Below are 20,127 nucleotides of genomic sequence, written 5' to 3' on the forward strand. Positions count from 1 at the left end.
TTTATTTAAGAAGAGTATAAGACAAGTAAAAGTTAGACCAATTCATGATATTATAAGTATGTAGTTACTGTACCTATTAACATTTTATGCAGTTGAAAAAGAGGTCTCTTAAAACTAAAGCGGCACTGAAATCTATTTTGCTATACATATTTCCTGAGGATTATGCTATTCCATATTATCAGGGCATTTTTCTAAAATGTGACAAATTGAAATTATTTTCACATTTTTTAATTATTACCCTACTAATGTTAAAATAAAGGTATGAATGAATACTCACTTCTATAATGCATTTTGTAATAAATATTTATTGCATTTTTCCAATACATGAATGAAAGGTTATTCATTTTTTAATAATATCTAATTTTTATTTTTTTCGAAAAGTCTGTCACAAATTTGAAAAATGACTTGTTATACAAGCGAATTTCGAAATAACTGCGTAGTCAAATTGAACAAATAACAACAACTGATAGAGTGTATTTCGAACATACTTTAGAAAACTAATGAACCTTACAGTGTGAAAATTGTAAGATTCCAAGAATAAAAGATATGACAGACACAAACCAACTGCTCAAAGAAACACCGATTGCCATTGTAGGTATGGCATCAGTTTTTGCAGACTCTGAGAACCTAGAGAAGTATTGGGAAAACATCATCCAAGGTGTAGATTGTATCAAGGAAGTTCCTGACGATCGTTGGAAAATTGATGACTATTATGATCCCAACCCATTAGCAGAAGATAAAACTTACTGTAAAGTAGGTGGCTTCGTTCCAAAAATCGATTTCAATCCAATGGAGTTTGGTTTACCGCCAAACATTTTAGAAGTAACAGATGCTTCACAACTATTGGGTCTTGCTGTTGCTAAAGACGCTTTAATCGATTCAGGTTATGCTCCAGGTTCTGATGCTTTAAAAGCAGAATTAAGAGAAAGAACAGGTGTTATTCTTGGCGTTGGCGGTGGTCAAAAGCTAATTATTCCTTTGACAGCTCGTTTACAGTATCCTGTATGGAGAAGAGCGTTAGAGTCAATGGGAATGCCAGAAGAGCAAATCGCAGTAGCTATTGAGAAAATGAAGGCAGCATTTGTGCCTTGGACAGAAAACTCATTCCCAGGTTTATTGGGTAACGTAATTTCTGGTCGTATCGCCAACCGTTTCGACTTTGGTGGTATCAACTCAGTAGTAGATGCAGCTTGTGCAGCTTCTTTATCTGCTATTAAAATGGCAGTAGCTGAATTGGTAGAAAAAAGAGCTGACATGATGATTACAGGTGGTGTTGATACAGACAACTCACCATTTATGTACATGTCATTCTCAAAAACTCCTGCATTCTCTCGTAAAGGTAGCATCCGTCCATTCGACCAAGATGGTGACGGTATGTTGATCGGTGAAGGTGTGGGTATGATGGTCATGAAGCGTTTAGAAGATGCTGAACGTGACGGAGACAAAATCTATGCTGTTGTAAACGGTATCGGTGGTTCTTCAGATGGTCGTTATAAGTCAGTATATGCCCCTCGTCCTTCAGGTCAAGCTTTAGCGATGAGAAGAGCATATGAGGAAGCAGGTTATGATCCATCAACAGTTGGTTTAATTGAGGCACACGGTACAGGTACTAACGCAGGTGATGCATCAGAAGGTGTATCAATGGGTATGGTATTCGGTGACGATGGTGTGAAAACAAATCATATCGCCTTAGGTTCTGTAAAGTCTCAAATTGGTCATACAAAAGCAGCAGCAGGTGCAGCAGGTATGATTAAAGCTGCTTTAGCCTTACACCACAAAATCCTTCCAGGTACAATCAATATCACAAAGCCGAACCCGAAATTAGAAGTTGAGAAGAAAGCATTCTATATCAACTCTGAGACTCGTCCTTGGTTCCAAAAGGATTCTGCTACTCCGCTTAGAGCAGGTGTATCAGCATTCGGTTTTGGTGGTGTCAACCTTCACTTCTCTCTAGAAGAGTACAAAGGTCAATCAATCGAGAAAAATAGAGTTCACAACATCCACAGACAATGGTTACTTTCTGAAGTGTCATCATCTGCTTTGGTTGCATTGGCTCAAAAACATATTGCAGGTCTTACAGGTGCAGATGCTAAAGCTTACTACAAAGAAGTATCAGCGACAGCATTCGCAGAAAACGTTCCTGCTAACCAGCCAAGAGTTGGTTTCGTTGCTTCATCAATTGAAGAGGCTACGAAAAAATTAGAAGCTTTTGTTGCAGCATTATCGAAAGATGCTAACGCAGCAGAGTGGAAAAACCCAATCTTAAATGTTTGGTATAGAAACGCCGCTTATAACGGTAAGGACAATGTTGCTGCTTTATTCGCAGGACAAGGTTCTCAATATACTAACATGGGTAACGAGATCGCTTGGTCATTCCCTCAAGTTCGTGAAGTATTCGCGAAAGTGAATGGAGAATTCGAAGCGAGCAACAAAAAACCTTTAACTGAGACTGTATATCCGATTCCTGTATTCAGTGATGAGGAGCGTAAACAACAACAAGCGGTACTTACTCAAACTGAAAATGCTCAGCCAGCAATTGGTGCATTGAGTGTAGGTATGTATCACATTTTACAAAACGCAGGCTTCAAAGCAAACTATTTTGCTGGTCACTCTTATGGTGAACTTTCAGCATTATATGCATCAGGTGCTATTGACTTAGCGACGTTCATCAAACTTTCGAAAGAAAGAGGACAAGCAATGTCAGCACAAGCAGGTGTAGATGCAGGTACAATGATGGCTGTGAAAGGTGATGTAGTAGCTGTTCAACCTTACATTGGTAAATACCAAAATGTACAAGTTGCTAACATCAACTCAGGTACCCAAACGATCTTAGGTGGTGCGAAGAACGAATTGGAAGCACTAAAAACGGAATTAAAAGCAGCAGGCTTATTAGCGACTATCCTACCAGTTTCTGCAGCATTCCATACACCTTACGTAGGTCATGCGTCTAAGCCTTTCGCTGAAGTATTAGATCACACAAATATCGCTGCTCCTCAAGGAAAGCTTTATTCAAATACTTTAGGTTCTGCTTACCCTGCACAACCACAGTTCATCAAAGAAACTCTAAAGAGACACATCTTAAGTCCAGTTAAATTCAAAGAACAAATCGAGAAAATGTACCAAGAAGGTGCAAGAGTGTTCGTTGAATTTGGACCAAAGAATATTCTATCCAACTTAACTTCTGAAATCTTAGCAGGTCAAGATCACCAAGTGATTGCATTGAACCCTAATCCTAAGAAAAACTCAGACGTTCAGTTGAGAGAGGCAGCTATCCAATTGGCTGTAATGGGTATCCAAATCCAAAACTTTGACCCTTATGCTAGACCAGTTCAAGCAGGTGGAGCGAAGTCGAAAATGAATGTTCAGATTTCAGGTACAAACTACTTGACTGATGGCTTCAAGAAGAGATACCAAGATATATTAGCGAAGGGAGGAAAAGTGCTTTCGCAAAAAGCACCGTTAGTTGAGGAAATCGAGACGGTGATTGCTGAGACAACAGACATGTCTCAAATTATTGAAGAAAAATTACGTCAGAAACAAAATTCAGCTTCTATGGCAGAGAAGGCAGTATTGGATCAAATCCAAGCAGATATTCAGCGTTTAACTGAACAACAAACTAGAATTGAGCAAATGTTGGCATCGTTGTTCAACATGCAAACAAATAATCAATTAGCTTCAGCAGCAGCTCCTGCTACAGAGCAGTTACAAGCTCCAGTTGAAGTGCCAACTCCAGCGCCAGTAGCTGAAACTCCAGCTCCAGCTCCTACAGCGGCTCCAGTAGCAGCAGCTCCTGCACCAGCTCAAGGTGGTGTGTCAAATGCAGAAATCGAAGCATCTTTATTAGAAGTAATCGCTGAGAAGACAGGTTACCCTTCTGAGATGTTAGAAATGAGCATGGATATGGAAGCTGACTTAGGAATTGACTCAATCAAGCGTGTTGAAATCTTCGGTGCGATGACTGAGGCAAATCCATCAGTTCAAGGAGTAGATCCACAAGAATTAGCAGAGTTAAGAACATTAGCTCAAATTGCTGAATATATTTCTGGTAAAGCAGGTGCAACATCAGCTCCAGCGGCAGCTCCTGCACCAGCAGCGGCTCCAGTAGCAGCAGCACCAGTTCAAGAAACTGCAGCTCCAGCAGCTCAAGGAGGCGTAACCAACGCAGAAATCGAAGCATCACTTTTAGAAGTAATCGCAGAGAAAACAGGTTACCCATCAGAAATGTTGGAAATGGGTATGGACATGGAAGCTGATTTAGGAATTGACTCAATCAAGCGTGTTGAAATCTTCGGTGCGATGACAGAGGCTAATCCATCAGTTCAAGGTGTAGATCCACAAGAATTAGCAGAGTTAAGAACATTAGCTCAAATTGCTGAATACATTTCAGGAAAAGCAGGTGTAACTTCAGCACCAGCGGCAGCTCCTGCACCAGCAGCGGCTCCAGTAGCAGCAGCACCGGTTCAAGAAACAGCAGCTCCAGCAGCTCAAGGAGGCGTAACCAACGCAGAAATCGAAGCATCACTTTTAGAAGTAATCGCTGAGAAGACAGGTTACCCAGCAGAGATGTTAGAAATGGGAATGGACATGGAAGCTGATTTAGGAATTGACTCAATCAAGCGTGTTGAAATCTTCGGTGCGATGACTGAGGCTAACCCATCAGTTCAAGGCGTAGATCCACAAGAATTAGCAGAGTTAAGAACATTAGCTCAAATTGCTGAATATATTTCAGGTAAAGCAGGTGCAACATCAGCACCGGCAGCAGCTCCTAATCAAGCTCCAGTCGCAGTGGTTGAGACGCAAAAGGTTGCGGCTGTTCAAGAAACTGCAGCTCCAGTAGCTCAAGGTGGCGTAACAAACGCAGAAATCGAAGCATCACTTTTAGAAGTAATCGCTGAGAAGACAGGTTACCCAGCAGAGATGTTAGAAATGGGAATGGACATGGAAGCTGATTTAGGAATTGACTCAATCAAGCGTGTTGAAATCTTCGGTGCGATGACTGAGGCTAACCCATCAGTTCAAGGCGTAGATCCACAAGAATTAGCAGAGTTAAGAACATTAGCTCAAATTGCTGAATATATTTCAGGTAAAGCAGGTGCAACATCAGCACCGGCAGCAGCTCCTAATCAAGCTCCAGTCGCAGTGGTTGAGACGCAAAAGGTTGCGGCTGTTCAAGAAACTGCAGCTCCAGTAGCTCAAGGTGGCGTAACAAACGCAGAAATCGAAGCATCACTTTTAGAAGTAATCGCTGAGAAGACAGGTTACCCAGCAGAGATGTTAGAAATGGGAATGGACATGGAAGCTGATTTAGGAATTGACTCAATCAAGCGTGTTGAAATCTTCGGTGCGATGACTGAGGCTAACCCATCAGTTCAAGGCGTAGATCCACAAGAATTAGCAGAGTTAAGAACATTAGCTCAAATTGCTGAATACATTTCAGGAAAAGCAGGTGCAACATCAGCACCGGCAGCAGCTCCTGCACCAGCGGCAGCTCCAGTAGCAGCAGCACCGGTTCAAGAAACTGCAGCTCCAGCAGCTCAAGGTGGCGTAACCAATGCAGAAATCGAAGCATCACTTTTAGAAGTAATCGCAGAGAAGACAGGTTACCCAGCAGAGATGTTAGAAATGGGTATGGACATGGAAGCTGATTTAGGAATTGACTCAATCAAGCGTGTTGAAATCTTCGGTGCGATGACTGAGGCTAATCCATCAGTTCAAGGTGTAGATCCACAAGAATTAGCAGAGTTAAGAACATTAGCTCAAATTGCTGAATACATTTCAGGAAAAGCAGGTGCAACATCAGCACCGGCAGCAGCTCCTGCACCAGCGGCGGCTCCAGTAGCAGCAGCACCAGCTCAAGGTGGTGTAACAAATGCAGAAATCGAAGCATCACTTTTAGAAGTAATCGCAGAGAAGACAGGTTACCCAGCAGAGATGTTAGAAATGGGAATGGATATGGAAGCTGATTTAGGAATTGACTCAATCAAGCGTGTTGAGATCTTCGGTGCAATGACTGAAGCAAATCCATCAGTTCAAGGAGTAGATCCTCAAGAATTAGCCGAGTTGAGAACGCTAGCTCAGATTGCTGAGTACATCTCATCGAAGGCGGGAGCGTCCACCCCCAGTGTAGAGGCGAATACTAATTCGTCAATCGAAAAAAAAAAGTCTACTAACCAAGTAGAAGAATCAACAGTTGCAGAAGATCATACTTCATTCCTTTCAGGAAACTATGATCGCGTAGCGCGCTACGATGTACAGTTGAAATATATTCCCGAGCCAGATCAATTGGTAATCGAGAAAAATGCAGATGCATGGACAGTCATTACAAATGATGGCTCGGGATTAACAGTTTCTTTAGCACAAGAATTATTGGCTGAAGGAAGAAAAGTAGCTGTATTGACAATGCCAGCTTCATTGGTTCGTCAATCGGCAGTGACTTTACCAAACGAGGTAAAGGAGATTGCTCTAGCTGAAATTTCTGATGATGCGATCAAAGCAGCATTAGCTCAAATCGGTGGAGTAGATCAATTTATTAATGTACATCCTCACTTTAGATTCCCGTTAGGTCAATGGGGTATGCATTTCGACAAAGAAAAAGAATTGTTGAAAGCGGCTTACTTATTGGCGAAGCACTTAAAACCTACTTTAAATGAATATGCTTCTAAATCAACTAGAGCTTCATTCATGACGGTAACACGTTTAGAAGGTGCTTTCGGAACGAAGAACCCTGGTAATGTTTCAGTAATTGGAGGTGGATACTTCGGATTAACGAAATCATTAAACTTAGAATGGACAAACGTATTCTGTAGAGGTGTAGACCTTTCTCCTCAATTGAAGGCGGAAGTAGCAGCGAAGAAAATCGTAGCGGAATTAAATGACGCTGACGTTTCTACTACTGAAACTTCTTACAACGATGAAGGAAAACGTTTCACTCTAGCAGCAGTCGAGCAAGCACATACAGCAGGTACAATGCGTACTTCAGGTATCACTTCTCAAAACGTATTCTTAGTAACAGGTGGTGCCAAAGGTGTAACGGCGGATTGTGTTAGAGCAATGGCGAAAACATACAAGTCTAAGTTTATCTTAGTAGGTCGTTCGGCATTGACAACAGAAGAACCAACATGGGCACAAGGTGTAGCGGAAGAGCCAATCTTGAAAAGAAATGCCATGATGTTCTTGAAGGAAAGCGGTGAGAAACCACTTCCTAAGACAGTTAACAGAATGGTAGGTGCGGTACTTTCTCAAAGAGAAATCCAAGAGAACTTAGCGTACATTCAAAGTGTTGGAGCGGAAGCACATTACACTGCGGCAGATGTTACGGATGCTGAAAAATTAAAAGCAGCTGTAGCGCCAATCGTTGCGAAAACAGGAGCAATTACAGGAATCATCCACGGTGCAGGTCGTTTAGCAGACAAACTGATAGAAAACAAAACAGCAACAGACTTCGATAACGTTTATGATGTGAAGATCTCTGGTTTATTAGCAGCCGTAGCCGCTGGTAGTATCCACGACATCCAACACGTTGTATTGTTCTCTTCTGTAGCCGGTTTCTACGGTAACGTTGGTCAAACAGACTATGCAATTGCCAACGAGGTATTGAACAGAGTAGCACACTTATTCAAGAAAAACCATCCAGACGTACATGTTGCTTCTATCAACTGGGGTGCATGGGATGCAGGTATGGTAAGCGGAGAATTAAAGAAATTATTCGAAGCGCATGGTGTTTCTCTAGTTCCTTCTGATGAAGGTCCTGTAGCAATGGTGGATCAATTAAGTGATGCTTTTAAAGCACAACCTCAAGTGATTTTAGGTGGTACTTTACCACTTGCGAAAGCAGATATTACAGGTGATTTGAAAAGCTTTACGATTAAGAGAAATATGACGGAAGAGAAGAATCCTTTCCTTCAACATCATATGATCCAAGGTAATGCAGTATTACCCATCGTAAATGCTTCTACTTGGATGGTACAAACAGCGACGGATTTATATCCTGGTTTCAATGTACTAAGAGTAGATAACGCGAAGCTTTTCAAAGGAATCGTATTTGATGGTACTCAGGCGGAAGACTACACAATTAAAGTAACAGAAACGTCAAAATCAGAAAATACTGTAACGTTGACAGTGAACGTTTCTAGTGAAAATGGAGGTAAACTTCCGCTGAACCATTACCAAACGCAAATCACTTTAACTTCTGAACCAGTAGAGGCTCCTGTATTAGCATTGCCAAACAGTACTAATACACCAGCGGTTGCCGATGCTTCTTCAGTATATACAGACGGAACACTTTTCCACGGTGCCGATTTCAACGGAATCAAAACGATTCTTGAAATGGACGAGAAAAACATGATTTTCTTATGTGAGCATGAAGGTGTAACAGAAGAACGTCAAGGTCAAGTACCAGTAAAAAAAGTGAATCCTTACTTAATGGATATCATGTATCAAGGAGCAGTCGTTTGGGTACGTCGCTTCCACGGTGCAGCAAGCTTACCATTAAGCACTGATTACGTTGAGATCTTCGATGCTTTACCATTCGGTAAGCCATTCTATGTGAAGATCGAGGTGAAAAAAGCAGATGACTTCTCAATGGTTTCAGATATCACAGCTTATGATGCTGAAACTGGAAAAGTTTATATGAAAAGTTATGGAGCGGCAATGACAATTAGCCGTGAATTAACTTGGTCGTAAGGCCACACACATCAAACTATAATGGTTCAGGTCTTTCGTTAGACCTGGACCATCTAAGTGATGAAGTAGAATATTTCATCATTGGTCTAAGTGAAAATCTTAGACACCAAAATTGAAAGTAGCAGTCAAATGCATTTCAATTTTACTTCTCTTATAACAAAGAGATAAAATAAGATATAGAATGAGTAAAAAAGACAAAATAGCGGTCATTGGTATGGGAGGACTCTTTCCAGGGTCAGCCACTCTCGATACTTTCTGGAATAACCTTCTAGAAAACAAAGACCTCGTAACTTTATCTGATGAAGTGACTTTCGGACAAGATCCCGAACGTCTTTATCATACAGAAAAAGGTAAACTAGACAAATGCTATGCGATTCGCGGTGGTTATGTTCGCAACTTCGAATTTGATCCATCAGACTATAAAATCCAGAAAGACCTATTAGCCAAACAAGACGATCAATTTAAATGGTCGTTATATGTTGCTCAACAAGCCTTAAAAGATAGTGGTTATTGGCAAAACACACAGGACAAAAACTGTGGTGTTATTGTGGGTAACTTATCTTTCCCAACGCGTCGTTCTCGCCAAATCTTTGCACCAATTTATGCAGATATGGCAGGGAAAGTATTCACTGAACTAACAGGAGAGGAAGTAAAAGTTCCTTTCGCGAATACGAATTACGATGCAAATATTCATGAGACATTATTGACGAATTCACCTTCTGCCTTGATCGCTCAAGCGGTAGGATTGACTTCGACCAACTATTCATTAGACGCTGCTTGTGCCTCTAGTTTATATGCAATTAAATTAGCTATTGATGAATTACAATTGGGTAAAGCTGACATGATGTTAGCGGGTGCCGTAAGTGGTGCTGATCCATTGTTTATTCACATGGGGTTCTCTTATTTCCATGCGTATGCCCGCATGAATGAAAAGTCAGCTCCTTTGGATAATACATCCGGAGGATTGACTTCATCTGAAGGTGCAGGTATGGTTGTGTTAAAGCGATTAAGCGATGCGAAAAGAGACGGTGATAAGATTTTAGCCGTTATCGATGGTGTTGGTTTATCGAATGATGGTAAAGGTAAATTCCTTTTAAGTCCAAACCCTAAAGGACAAAAACTTTCTTTCGAGAGAGCTTACAAAGGAACTGACCTAACACCAGCTGAAATTGATTACTTAGAATGTCATGCAACAGGTACGCCTCTTGGTGATACGACTGAGATTAATTCAATTAGCGATTTCTTTGCACAAGAAGAAGTTAGACCTCCATTCTTAGGGTCTGTAAAATCAAACATGGGACACTTGCTAACAGCTGCCGGTATGACGGGTATGTTGAAGGTGATCCTTGCGATGCAAAAGAAATTTATTCCAGCGACTATCAAAATTGATGGAGCTGTACATTCTAACGATCAGAAGGTAGGAAGAGACCAAATGATGTTAGAAAATAAAGAATGGCCACAAAAAGGAGAGTTACCGCATGCAGGTATCAATGCTTTCGGTTTTGGTGGTACAAATGCCCATATGATCTTATCGGCTTACGATGAGAAAGTAGAGGTGGCAAAAGAACAGATTACATCACCCAAACAACCTCTTTCAATTGTTGGTATGGATCTTCACTTCGGTGGATGTGCCAGCTTGGAAGATTTTTATTTATCTCTTTATCAGGGTCAACAATTCTTCAAAAACCTACCGGCTAACCGTTGGAAAGGAATGGAAGAGTTGGAGACTTTGAAGAAAGGGCTTGGGTTAGAAGATATAAAACGCTTGAAAGGAGCGTGGTTGGAAGAATTTGACTTGGATATTCTTCGTTTCAAAATCCAACCGAAAGAAGCGGAACGTTTAACGTTACAGCAGACTTTAATGCTTACTGTAGCTGATAGAGCATTGCATGATGCAGGCTTAAAAGAGCTAGAAGGTAAGGGAGCAAACATTGCCGTATTGACAGCAATGGAATCTGAATTAGAAATCCATCACCGTATGGGACGTTGGGATCTAATTTGGCAAGTAGAGAAAGCATTAGAAATGGCAGGTCTAGACATGGATGTGCAGAAGAAAGATTCACTTTCTGATGTTTTAAAGAACTCTGTATTCCAAGCTTTCGAAGATCACTCTCCATCAGAACATACTGGATTTATCGGTAACATTATTTCGAGTAGAGTTTCTGCACTTTGGGATTTCACTGGCCCTTCATTCACTATTTCATCGAACGAAAATGCGGTATATAAAGCATTGGACGTTGCGAGAAATATGCTGGCTTTAGGTGAAGTGGATGCCGTAGTTGTAGGTGCGATCGACTTAGCCGGAAGTATGGAAGGTGTATTGAGCCGTCATGTTTTAAATCCTGTAAATACAGGAGATACTTCATTCGGTTGGAATACAGAAACGAATGGATGGAACATTGGTGAAGGTGCAGGTGCAATTGTAATCAAGAGAGCGGAAGATGCGAAAAATGATCGCGTGTATGCTCAAATTGATGATGTAGCGATTGTACAATCTGACTTATCTTCATTGAACGGTGAAATCAATAGTCAAGCGGTAGCGAAGGGTGCAGAAGAGTTATTACAAAGTAATGGTTTGGATGCTTCTGATATCGGATTATTGGAAGTATCGGCATCAGGTATTGCTTCTGAAGATAAAGCGGAAATTGAAGGTTTGACTTCAGTGTACCAATCAAAAGAAGAGAAATTAACTTGTGCCTTAGGTTCTGCGAAAGCAACTGTAGGTCATACATTCTCTGCTTCGGGTATCGCTTCTATCATCCGTTCAGCTTTAGCTTTATACCACAGATTTATTCCTGCTACTCCACAGTGGTCAGGTCCTAAGTTTGAGGAGAAATTTAAAAACACACCTTTCTACGTTCCTCAGGTTTCATCTCCTTGGGTAATTGAAGAAGGAAAAGATACATTAAGAGCGGCGATTTCAGGTTTAGCGACAGATGGTTCTTCGGCACATGTTTTAATGTCTGAAGCTTCTCATCCGAAGTTAGATGATCGTAGCCCTTACTTAGCCAAAGGAGGAGAGCGTTTATTCCCACTTTCTATTGAAAGACCAGCGGCAATCAACGAACAACTTTTAGGTATTTTGACTGATGTAGAAACATTAGGTTTCAATGAAACATCAGACAAACTTTGTGAAGCCTTTAACCCTGCAGCACCAATTAAGCCTATTTTCGTAGCGAAAAACGAAAAAGAATTAATGCGTGATGTAGCGTTCTTCCAAGCACATATGAAAGATGCTTACAAAGGAAAGAAAGCTTTACAAATGCCAACGGGTAGCTACTACAATCCTAACCCAATTGCGAAGGATGGTAAAGTAGCGATGATGTACCCTGGTTCTGGTGCGGCATACCAAGGTTTTGGTGCTTCTTTATTACAGATGTTCCCTAGCTTGTATGATCACATCAAAAATTCTGTAAATCATCCGAACAGAGCGTTCTTTACAGAATATTTATACCCTAGAACATTGAAAAAGCCAACGGCTGAAGAAGTGAAAAAACAAGAGGAAAATCTTGGTACAAATGCACTTCCAGTAATGGCGATCGGTGTTGCCTTTGCTTCAGCTTACACTACACTTTTACAAGATGTATTAAAAGTGAAAGCAGACTCGTTAGCGGGTTACAGCATGGGCGAAACTTCAAGTTTATGGTATTCTCAAGGTTTCTGGGATGCACATTTAGTAGATGAGAAATTCTTAGAGTCGAATATCTTCTCTGAAATTGTAGGTGGTGATATGACTATTCTTGGTGAAGAATGGGGCATGGATGCTGCCACTGCAAAATCGAAATGGAGAAGCCGTTTGATTACCTTAAATGCTAAAACTTTAGGGTATGCTACTTTAGAAGATTGGTTCAGAGGTGAAGTAGAAGGAAAGTACGAAAGAGTGTACTTGACATTCATCAATACAGATTCTGAAATCATTATGTCGGGTGATAATGACATCTTGGAAGAAATCATGCAGAAGCATGCTCTTTCATCGGTGACATTAACCATCAACAACTGTGTACATCATCCGTTTATCAGTCGCGTAACGGAAGAGTTTATCACTATGCATCACCTTCCATTACAGAAGGCGATTCCACAGACGGTATACTCTGGTGTAACACAAAAGCCTTTAGCTTTAAATGAGGATGACATCGCTAAGAATGCGAAAGATGTATGCTGTGAGGAAGTGAATCTTCCAAAGCTGATCAGAAGCATGAAAGAAGATGGTCACAAATTGTTTATTGAAGTAGGAGCGAATGCAACGCTTTCTAGATGGATCGGTGAGATCTTGAAAGGTGAGGAGTTTGCAACGATTGCAACAGACCGTAAAGGTTCTGATTCCTTAAAGAGCTTTATGGGAATGGTGGCTCAGTTATTAGGTCAGGGTGTAGAACTAGACTTAGAAGCTATCATTGCAAAGACTTCTGCGAAAGGTATTCAAAGAAAGAAAATCTATAAAACATTACATACTGGAGGTAACCGTTTTGAAGAATTCGCATTTACTGCGGAAAACAAAGCAGCCTTCATTAATTCTACAAACAGAGTCAACACAGCAGAGCCTGTAATAGCAGGAGAAGAGTTTGACATGTTTGCTTTAACAGAAAAAGAAGAAGAACAAACAACAACCAAAGATATGGATAAGAATTCAGCCTTAGATGTGATTGAAAATAAGGTGAAACAAAAGATTGCTGAGAATGGCTTAGCGCTTTATGATTTCGATGCACCTGATTACAAAGCAAGCAAGAAAGATGCGATCTGGAACGAACAAGATCTATTGACTTTCGCTACTGGTAAAATCTCAGATGTATTCGGTCCTGAGTACTCTATCATCGACACTTACCCTTGTCGTGTAATGTTACCAATGCCTCCATACTTATTGGTGAGCCGTGTAACGAAATTGAATGCAAAGACAAATGAGTACAAGCCTTCAAGCTTAACAACAGAGTACGATATCCCTTACAACTCTTGGTTCGCAACTGACGGACAAATTCCTTGGGCTGTAGCGGTAGAGTCAGGTCAGTGTGACTTATTATTAATTTCATATTTAGGGATTGACTTCCAAAACAAAGGTGAGTACAAATACCGTCTATTAGACTGTACACTTACTTTCTTGGACGACCTTCCTTTCGAAGGACAAACGTTACGTTATGACATCAGCATCGATAGCTATGTACGTAATGGTAACAACCTTTTATTCTTCTTCCGTTACGACTGCTATGTTGAGGACAGAATGGTACTGAAAATGCGTGGTGGTTGTGCTGGTTTCTTCAACGAAGCGGATCTTGCAGAAGGTCAAGGTGTAGTGTACAAGCCAGAGGAGTTAGAAGAAAGAAACAACCGTAAGAAGCAATTCTTCGAGCCATTATTACACTGTGATAAAACTACTTTCAACCAAGAGGAACTTTTAGCGTTAACTCAAGGTGATTTAGAAGGTGTATTTGGTTCGGATTACAATACATTAGGTAGAAACAAATCATTACGTCTTCCTCCAAAAGACATCTTAATGTTAGACCGTATCACTAAGTTGGATATCAAAGGCGGTCATGCTGGTCTAGGATGGATTGAAGCTGAGAAAGACTTGAAGGCAGACGATTGGTACTTCCCTTGTCACTTCAGAGATGACGAAGTTTTAGCAGGTTCATTACAAGCTGAAGGCGGTGGACAGTTATTACGTTTCTTAATGTTATACATGGGTATGCAGCGTTTAACAAAAGACGCTCGTTTCCAACCTGTATTAGATATCCCTCAAAAAGTAAGATGTCGTAAAGAGGTAAATGCTAAAGATGGTAAGCTAATTTACCGTATGGATGTGAAGGAAGTAGGTTTAGTTCCTGAGCCATATGTAGTAGCAGACTTAGAAATTATCTATGACGGATTGTCGTCTGTATACTTCGAAAACTTGGGTCTTCGTTTACAAGAAAAAGACAACCCTCAATATAAAAAGGACTTAGCGAACACTAATCATGGTGTGTATGTGAAGCCAGTGAACAAGCCAGTTCTATTAGACGAAGGTGACATCACTCAATTCGCATTAGGTCCAGTTTATAAGTGTTTCGGTGATGAGTACAAAGTATTCGAAGGACGTTCGTTATCGCGTCAGCCAAACACTGACCTACAAGTAATCTCTAGAGTTTTATCAATCAGCAATGAGAGACATGACTTTAGTAACAACCCTACAATCATCTCTGAATATGATGTTCCTGTAGATGCATGGTACTTCAAGCAAAATGCTTCTCCAGTAATGCCTTACTCAGTATTGATGGAAGTTGCCTTACAACCATGTGGTTTCTTAGGTGCTTACTTAGGTTCTACTTTATCAGTGCCAGACAAAGACTTATTCTTCCGTAACCTTGACGGTGATGGTGAGATGTTAGTTGACATTGATCTAAGAGGAAAAACAATCACGAACAAAGTCGTAATGACGTCGCATACGAACCTTGCAGGTACAGTATTACAACGTTATACATTCGAACTTTCAGTAGATGGAACAGTATTCTATGTAGGTCAATCTTCATTCGGATTCTTTACAGTAGCTGACCTTTCTAGCCAAGCAGGTCTTGACTCAGGTGAAAAAGTAGCAGCATGGAAAGACGTTACTGACTATGACAAGTCGAAAGCAATCACTTTCAACTTAGATTCATTGTTCGGTAAAATGAAGTTGTACAAGTCTACAAACCCAGCTTCTCCAAGATTACACTTAGCAGAAGATCAACTGAACTTGTTAGACAGTGCTACAATCATCAAAGAAGGTGGTAAATACGGTAAGGGTTATATCCATGCCACTCGTGCTATCGAAAACTACGATTGGTTCTTCACTTGTCACTTCTACCAAGATCCTGTAATGCCAGGTTCATTAGGTGTTGAAGCAATTCACCAAGCCGTTCAAGTTTGGGCGTTGCAAAACAACTTAGGTGAAGGCATGACAAATGTTGGTTTCAACCACCATGCACCAAACAAAACAGTTTGGAAATATAGAGGTCAGATTCTTCAAGGTGACCCAACAATGAACTTGGATTGCCATATCAAAGAAGTAACAAAGGAAAACGGTAAAGTTGTAATCCTTGTAGATGCGAACCTTTGGAAAGGTGATTTAAGAATCTATGAAATTACTGACCTTTCATTAGTGATCAGCTAATTTCTGAATCGAATAGATTCAATGTCGCAAGTGTTAAGCCGAAAGGCGTCACTTGTGATTCAAAATTGGTGAAGTCTCCCGACTTCGAACCTGACTTTGGTTTACTTCGAAGTCAGGAGACTTCGCCAATGACTTAGTTCCAAGTGACGCTAACGCTTAACACTTGAAACATTTTGATAACACTTAATTATTCATTCAAATAAGATGAATACAACATTGATTAAAAATAGCGGCTTAAAATCGACAGCTAAATCTACTTCAAAGTGGTTTGGTGCTTCAAGCTTTGCAAAATATACAACGGAGGAGATCAAGCAGCAGTTTGAGAAATTAGACAAACAGCTTTTTGTGATCAGAAACCAAGAAGGTACAGTAGGTGTAGCGGATGGAATGGGAACAGCCACTTCATCGGATTTACAGTCTGCTGAATTATTAGCGAACATTCCAGCTTATGCTCCAGAAGCATTGGGTGATCCTTCATTCAGAGCGGCGTATGGTTTGAAATATAACTATATGGGCGGTGCCATGGCGAATGGTATTTCTTCGGAAGACCTAGTGATTGCTTTAGGTAAAGCAGGTATGTTATGTTCATTTGGTGCAGGTGGATTGATTCCTGCAAGAATTGAGCAGGCAATCGATAAGATTCAAGCGGCATTACCCAACGGACCTTATGCATTCAACTTAATTCACTCACCCAACGAGGTGGCTTTAGAGCGTGAAGCTTGTGAGTTGTTCTTAAAGCGTGGTGTGAAAGTGATTGAAGCGTCTGCATTTATGGACTTAACACCATTTGTAGTGAAGTTCAGAGCGGCAGGGTTACGCAAAAATGCGGATGGATCTATCCATATGGAAAACAAGATCATCGCTAAAGTATCTCGTTTAGAAGTAGCGGAGAAATTCATGCGTCCAGCACCAAAGTCGATCTTAGACAAGTTGGTAGCAGAAGGTCAGATTACTGCTGAGCAAGCGACATTGGCATTATCTGTACCAATGGCAGACGACATTACTGTAGAAGCGGATTCGGGTGGACATACAGACAATAGACCGTTGGTATCTTTATTACCGTCAGTGTTATTGTTAAGAAACAGAATCCAAGAAGAATTGAACTACCCTGAGCAAGTACGTGTAGGTGCTGCAGGTGGTATCTCAACGCCTCAATCTGTATTAGCGGCTTTCGCTATGGGTGCGGCGTTTGTAGTAACAGGTTCAATCAACCAAGCATGTTTAGAGTCAGGTGCATCAGACCACTCTCGTAAGGTGTTAGCACAAGCGGGAATGACAGACATCATGATGGCACCAGCATCAGATATGTTTGAGTTGGGAGTGAAATTACAAGTGTTGAAAAAGGGAACATTGTTCGCTTTAAGAGCACAAAAATTATATGATACGTACATCGCTTATGACGGCATCGATGCGATTCCTGAAAAAGAGCGTACAACGTTAGAAAAGACAGTCTTCCAAGATTCATTAGAGAACATCTGGAAGATGTGTATTGAGTTTTTCCAAGAGCGTGATCCAGAGCAAATCACAAGATCAGAAAACAATCCAAAGCGTAAGATGGCATTGATCTTCCGTTGGTACTTAGGTCTTTCTTCTTCATGGGCTAACCGTGGAGTGAAAGGTAGAGAGTTGGATTACCAAATCTGGTGTGGTCCTGCAATGGGTGCATTCAACGAGTGGGTAAAAGGTACTCCTCTTGAAAACTGGGAAAACCGTAAAGCAGTAGACGTTGCTCATGCATTGTTCAACGGCGCTGCCTACTTGTACAGATTGCAATACTTAGAAATGCAAGGCGTACAAATCGACGGCAAATTCAAAGCAGCAAGTGTGAAATATTAAGCTTCACGCTTAGCTGTTCATTCATATCTTATTTATTCTGATTGACCCCATAGCTTTTAGTTATGGGGTCTTTTTTTATATTGATTTAAAAAACTTCTCTTCATTTAATTATATTTTTGTGTAACAGAAAATATATTACTTATTGAAAATCTTAATTTCATGAATTTCTTATTACTTAAATCAGGTGGTGATTATATAGAAGACATGTATAAGAAGGGTTATTTACGGTTTACTCATATAAATAAATTTAGAAAATATGAAAAAGATAAAGCTAAACGGAATGATCGTAGAGAGGGAAATCTAACAAATTATCAACTGAAATATATTGAGATTCTACATCCAACAACTGAAAAAATAATTCTTCGAGGTGATATTGATATGCCCGATTTTAATGGTCAGATCAATAATCAAGAGACATCTAAGAATTTATATATATGTAGTCTAAGTATAATAGAAATTAATCAAGAAAACCCTGATGAACCTCAGTTAGTATCATTGAGTTCAACAATTAAACAGTTTGGGAAGAGGAATATTTTGATTTATCGCATGGATATTTTTTACGAGGAACTTAAGAGGTTACAAATTGAAGGTTTAGATATTGAAGGTAAAAAGGTTGAATACTATAATCACAAGACTTATGATGGAGATTTAAGTTATTTCCATAAAGAAATTGAATATAAATATCAGAAAGAATATAGATTAGTAATTTATTCTACGGAAGATTTAGGTGAAACTTTTGATTTGTCAATACCAAATTTTGATTCTTTTTCTGGCTTAGATATTAATTTAAAGATTAAGACAGTTTGAAGTAATCCCCCTTGCCCCTTCTGTTCGTTGTGTTAAGCCGATAGGCATCACTACGAACTAGCCCATGTTTTAAGTTTAAAACTTAAAACAAAACTAAAATATTCATCCCAAAATATCGACTTCTATAAGATTATATTTCATACCATGATAGTTAGAAGCACTAGAATAGAGGTAGTCTTTTGAGTCTTGAACAATTCCTGCTTTGATAGGATTGTCATGCGTGTAATCTAAACGTTGTTGTAGTTTTTCAGATGTATCCAAAAGAATAGGATGATTATGCTGTTGCCAAAATTGATACTTTTTATTCCTAGTATTTTTCTGACCAGCTCTTTGAAACATCCAAAGCATCCATTCTTTTCTACTTTCAACAGTATTGTTCTGAATGCTTTTAATAATGGATTTAGAGGTGTACTTTTTGAAATCTCTTAGAATGTCAGAAATGTTTATATGTAACCTTTTTGAAATAATAAGATGAATGTGATTACTCATTATCACATATGCATGAATATTCAGCCCTTTTTCCTTTTGGCAATATTTTAGACTGTCAAGAATGATATTACGATATTCTTCTCTGGTAAATACGTCTATCCAATAAACCACAGAAATAGAGACAAAATAAGTTGCTTCTTGATCGTAGAAGATATGTTTTCTAGCCATGATGAATCGTTTTAGTTAGTTCTTTATTTTTTGAAGTTAGTGATAATGGAGAAGGTAATGAAATGTTTTTGGTTTTAAGTCGCAGACTTAAATGAATGTGGAAGTTCTTAGTGACGCCTGTCGGCTTAACACAAAGAACAGTGGGGAGATGATTATCAATATTAATGAATTCAAATTGTTTTTATATTTTAGATTATAGTAAAAGAGAAGAATGATGAACAAACAAATTACCGTATTTGATAAAGAATATATTTTAAAGAAATCTCCTGAAGGTGAATTTGTCACTTTTATTAGTGACTTAGAAGTTGAAATCATTATTTCGGAATCCTTATTAAAAAGATTAAAAGAAATTCAAGGCCACTTATCTAAGTTAGATAAGAATCTAATTAATAAAAATATATTATTGTCTTTTGATTCAATCGCGTATTTATCTACTTTTTCAAACTTTTATAAAGGGAGAAAAATGAAACTTAATTTTAGTGATATCTCTTTTGATGAAGAGTTGAATACAATTTATTGTTTTACATGTGACCTTTCTGAAGGATATTACACTTGGTATACAAAATTTTCTCATAGTTTAATTATGGGAGTTTGGTATGAGGTTTCCTAATAATTGAACCAAACAGAGAGTATATTATGGTCACTTAATTTGCTTAACACAAAGAATAGAAAGATATATAAATTATTAATCCACTCCATCTCCTGCATAACAAACCCTTCTTTCAAAGCAGCCTGTCTATCGTAAAAATGAGGAGTGTAACTCGGGTCAATACTCATGCCTACAAAATGTTTTCTTGAAGGGGAAAAGACGATACTGATATCATTTCATTTTTGATCGGGTTTGTGGGTATTTGTTATAAGTCACAGACTATAACAAAAGGGGAGTTCTCAGTGACGCCTTTCGGCTTGACACTAAAAACAGTGGAGGTAGTATTAGCTTTCAATTTTATTAGAATCACTCACTGTTTGAAATGTTAAGCGGTAGCGTCATTTCGAACTTAGATATTGTTATAGTCTGTGACTTATAA

General features: G+C 39.5%; 6 protein-coding genes. 5 read left to right on the forward strand and 1 reads right to left on the reverse strand.

Annotated elements, in window-relative coordinates:
- Positions 1-546: 546 nt before the first annotated feature.
- From QL232_RS12515 to QL232_RS12530, 4 genes are all read left to right on the forward strand, one after another.
- Positions 547-8,682 carry a type I polyketide synthase gene (locus QL232_RS12515; RefSeq protein WP_281614366.1) on the forward strand — a complete coding sequence of 2,712 codons (8,136 nt, stop codon included), beginning with the start codon at positions 547-549 and terminating at the stop codon, positions 8,680-8,682.
- 181 nt (positions 8,683-8,863) lie between these two features.
- Positions 8,864-15,799: a beta-ketoacyl synthase N-terminal-like domain-containing protein gene (locus tag QL232_RS12520; protein WP_281614367.1), complete on the forward strand. Its 6,936-nt coding sequence runs from the start codon at positions 8,864-8,866 to the stop codon at positions 15,797-15,799.
- 204 nt (positions 15,800-16,003) lie between these two features.
- A complete protein-coding gene (locus QL232_RS12525; RefSeq protein WP_281614368.1) occupies positions 16,004-17,635 on the forward strand; it encodes a PfaD family polyunsaturated fatty acid/polyketide biosynthesis protein in 1,632 nt (543 codons plus the stop codon).
- 159 nt (positions 17,636-17,794) lie between these two features.
- Positions 17,795-18,442: a hypothetical protein gene (locus tag QL232_RS12530; protein ID WP_281614369.1), complete on the forward strand. Its 648-nt coding sequence runs from the start codon at positions 17,795-17,797 to the stop codon at positions 18,440-18,442.
- A 102-nt stretch (positions 18,443-18,544) separates the two neighbouring features.
- On the opposite strand, the gene QL232_RS12535 is transcribed toward QL232_RS12530, so the two are convergent.
- Entirely contained in the window at positions 18,545-19,099 is a 555-nt protein-coding gene (locus QL232_RS12535) for a transposase (RefSeq protein ID WP_281614370.1), read from the reverse strand.
- Positions 19,100-19,310: 211 nt separating this feature from the next.
- Here QL232_RS12535 and QL232_RS12540 point away from each other — a divergent pair, with 211 nt between their 5' ends.
- Positions 19,311-19,709 carry a hypothetical protein gene (locus QL232_RS12540; RefSeq protein ID WP_281614371.1) on the forward strand — a complete coding sequence of 133 codons (399 nt, stop codon included), beginning with the start codon at positions 19,311-19,313 and terminating at the stop codon, positions 19,707-19,709.
- Positions 19,710-20,127: the final 418 nt, after the last annotated feature.

It is taken from the genome of Flammeovirga sp. SubArs3, assembly GCF_947387565.1.
GTDB lineage: Bacteria > Bacteroidota > Bacteroidia > Cytophagales > Flammeovirgaceae > Flammeovirga > Flammeovirga agarivorans.

Bases quoted from the DNA above. Each gene is read 5' to 3' on its own strand.
- QL232_RS12515 (WP_281614366.1), top strand. From the start codon at position 547: ATGACAGACACAAACCAACTGCTCAAAGAAACACCGATTGCCATTGTA.
- QL232_RS12520 (WP_281614367.1), top strand. From the start codon at position 8,864: ATGAGTAAAAAAGACAAAATAGCGGTCATTGGTATGGGAGGACTCTTT.
- QL232_RS12525 (WP_281614368.1), top strand. From the start codon at position 16,004: ATGAATACAACATTGATTAAAAATAGCGGCTTAAAATCGACAGCTAAA.
- QL232_RS12530 (WP_281614369.1), top strand. From the start codon at position 17,795: ATGAATTTCTTATTACTTAAATCAGGTGGTGATTATATAGAAGACATG.
- QL232_RS12535 (WP_281614370.1), bottom strand. From the start codon at position 19,099: ATGGCTAGAAAACATATCTTCTACGATCAAGAAGCAACTTATTTTGTC.
- QL232_RS12540 (WP_281614371.1), top strand. From the start codon at position 19,311: ATGATGAACAAACAAATTACCGTATTTGATAAAGAATATATTTTAAAG.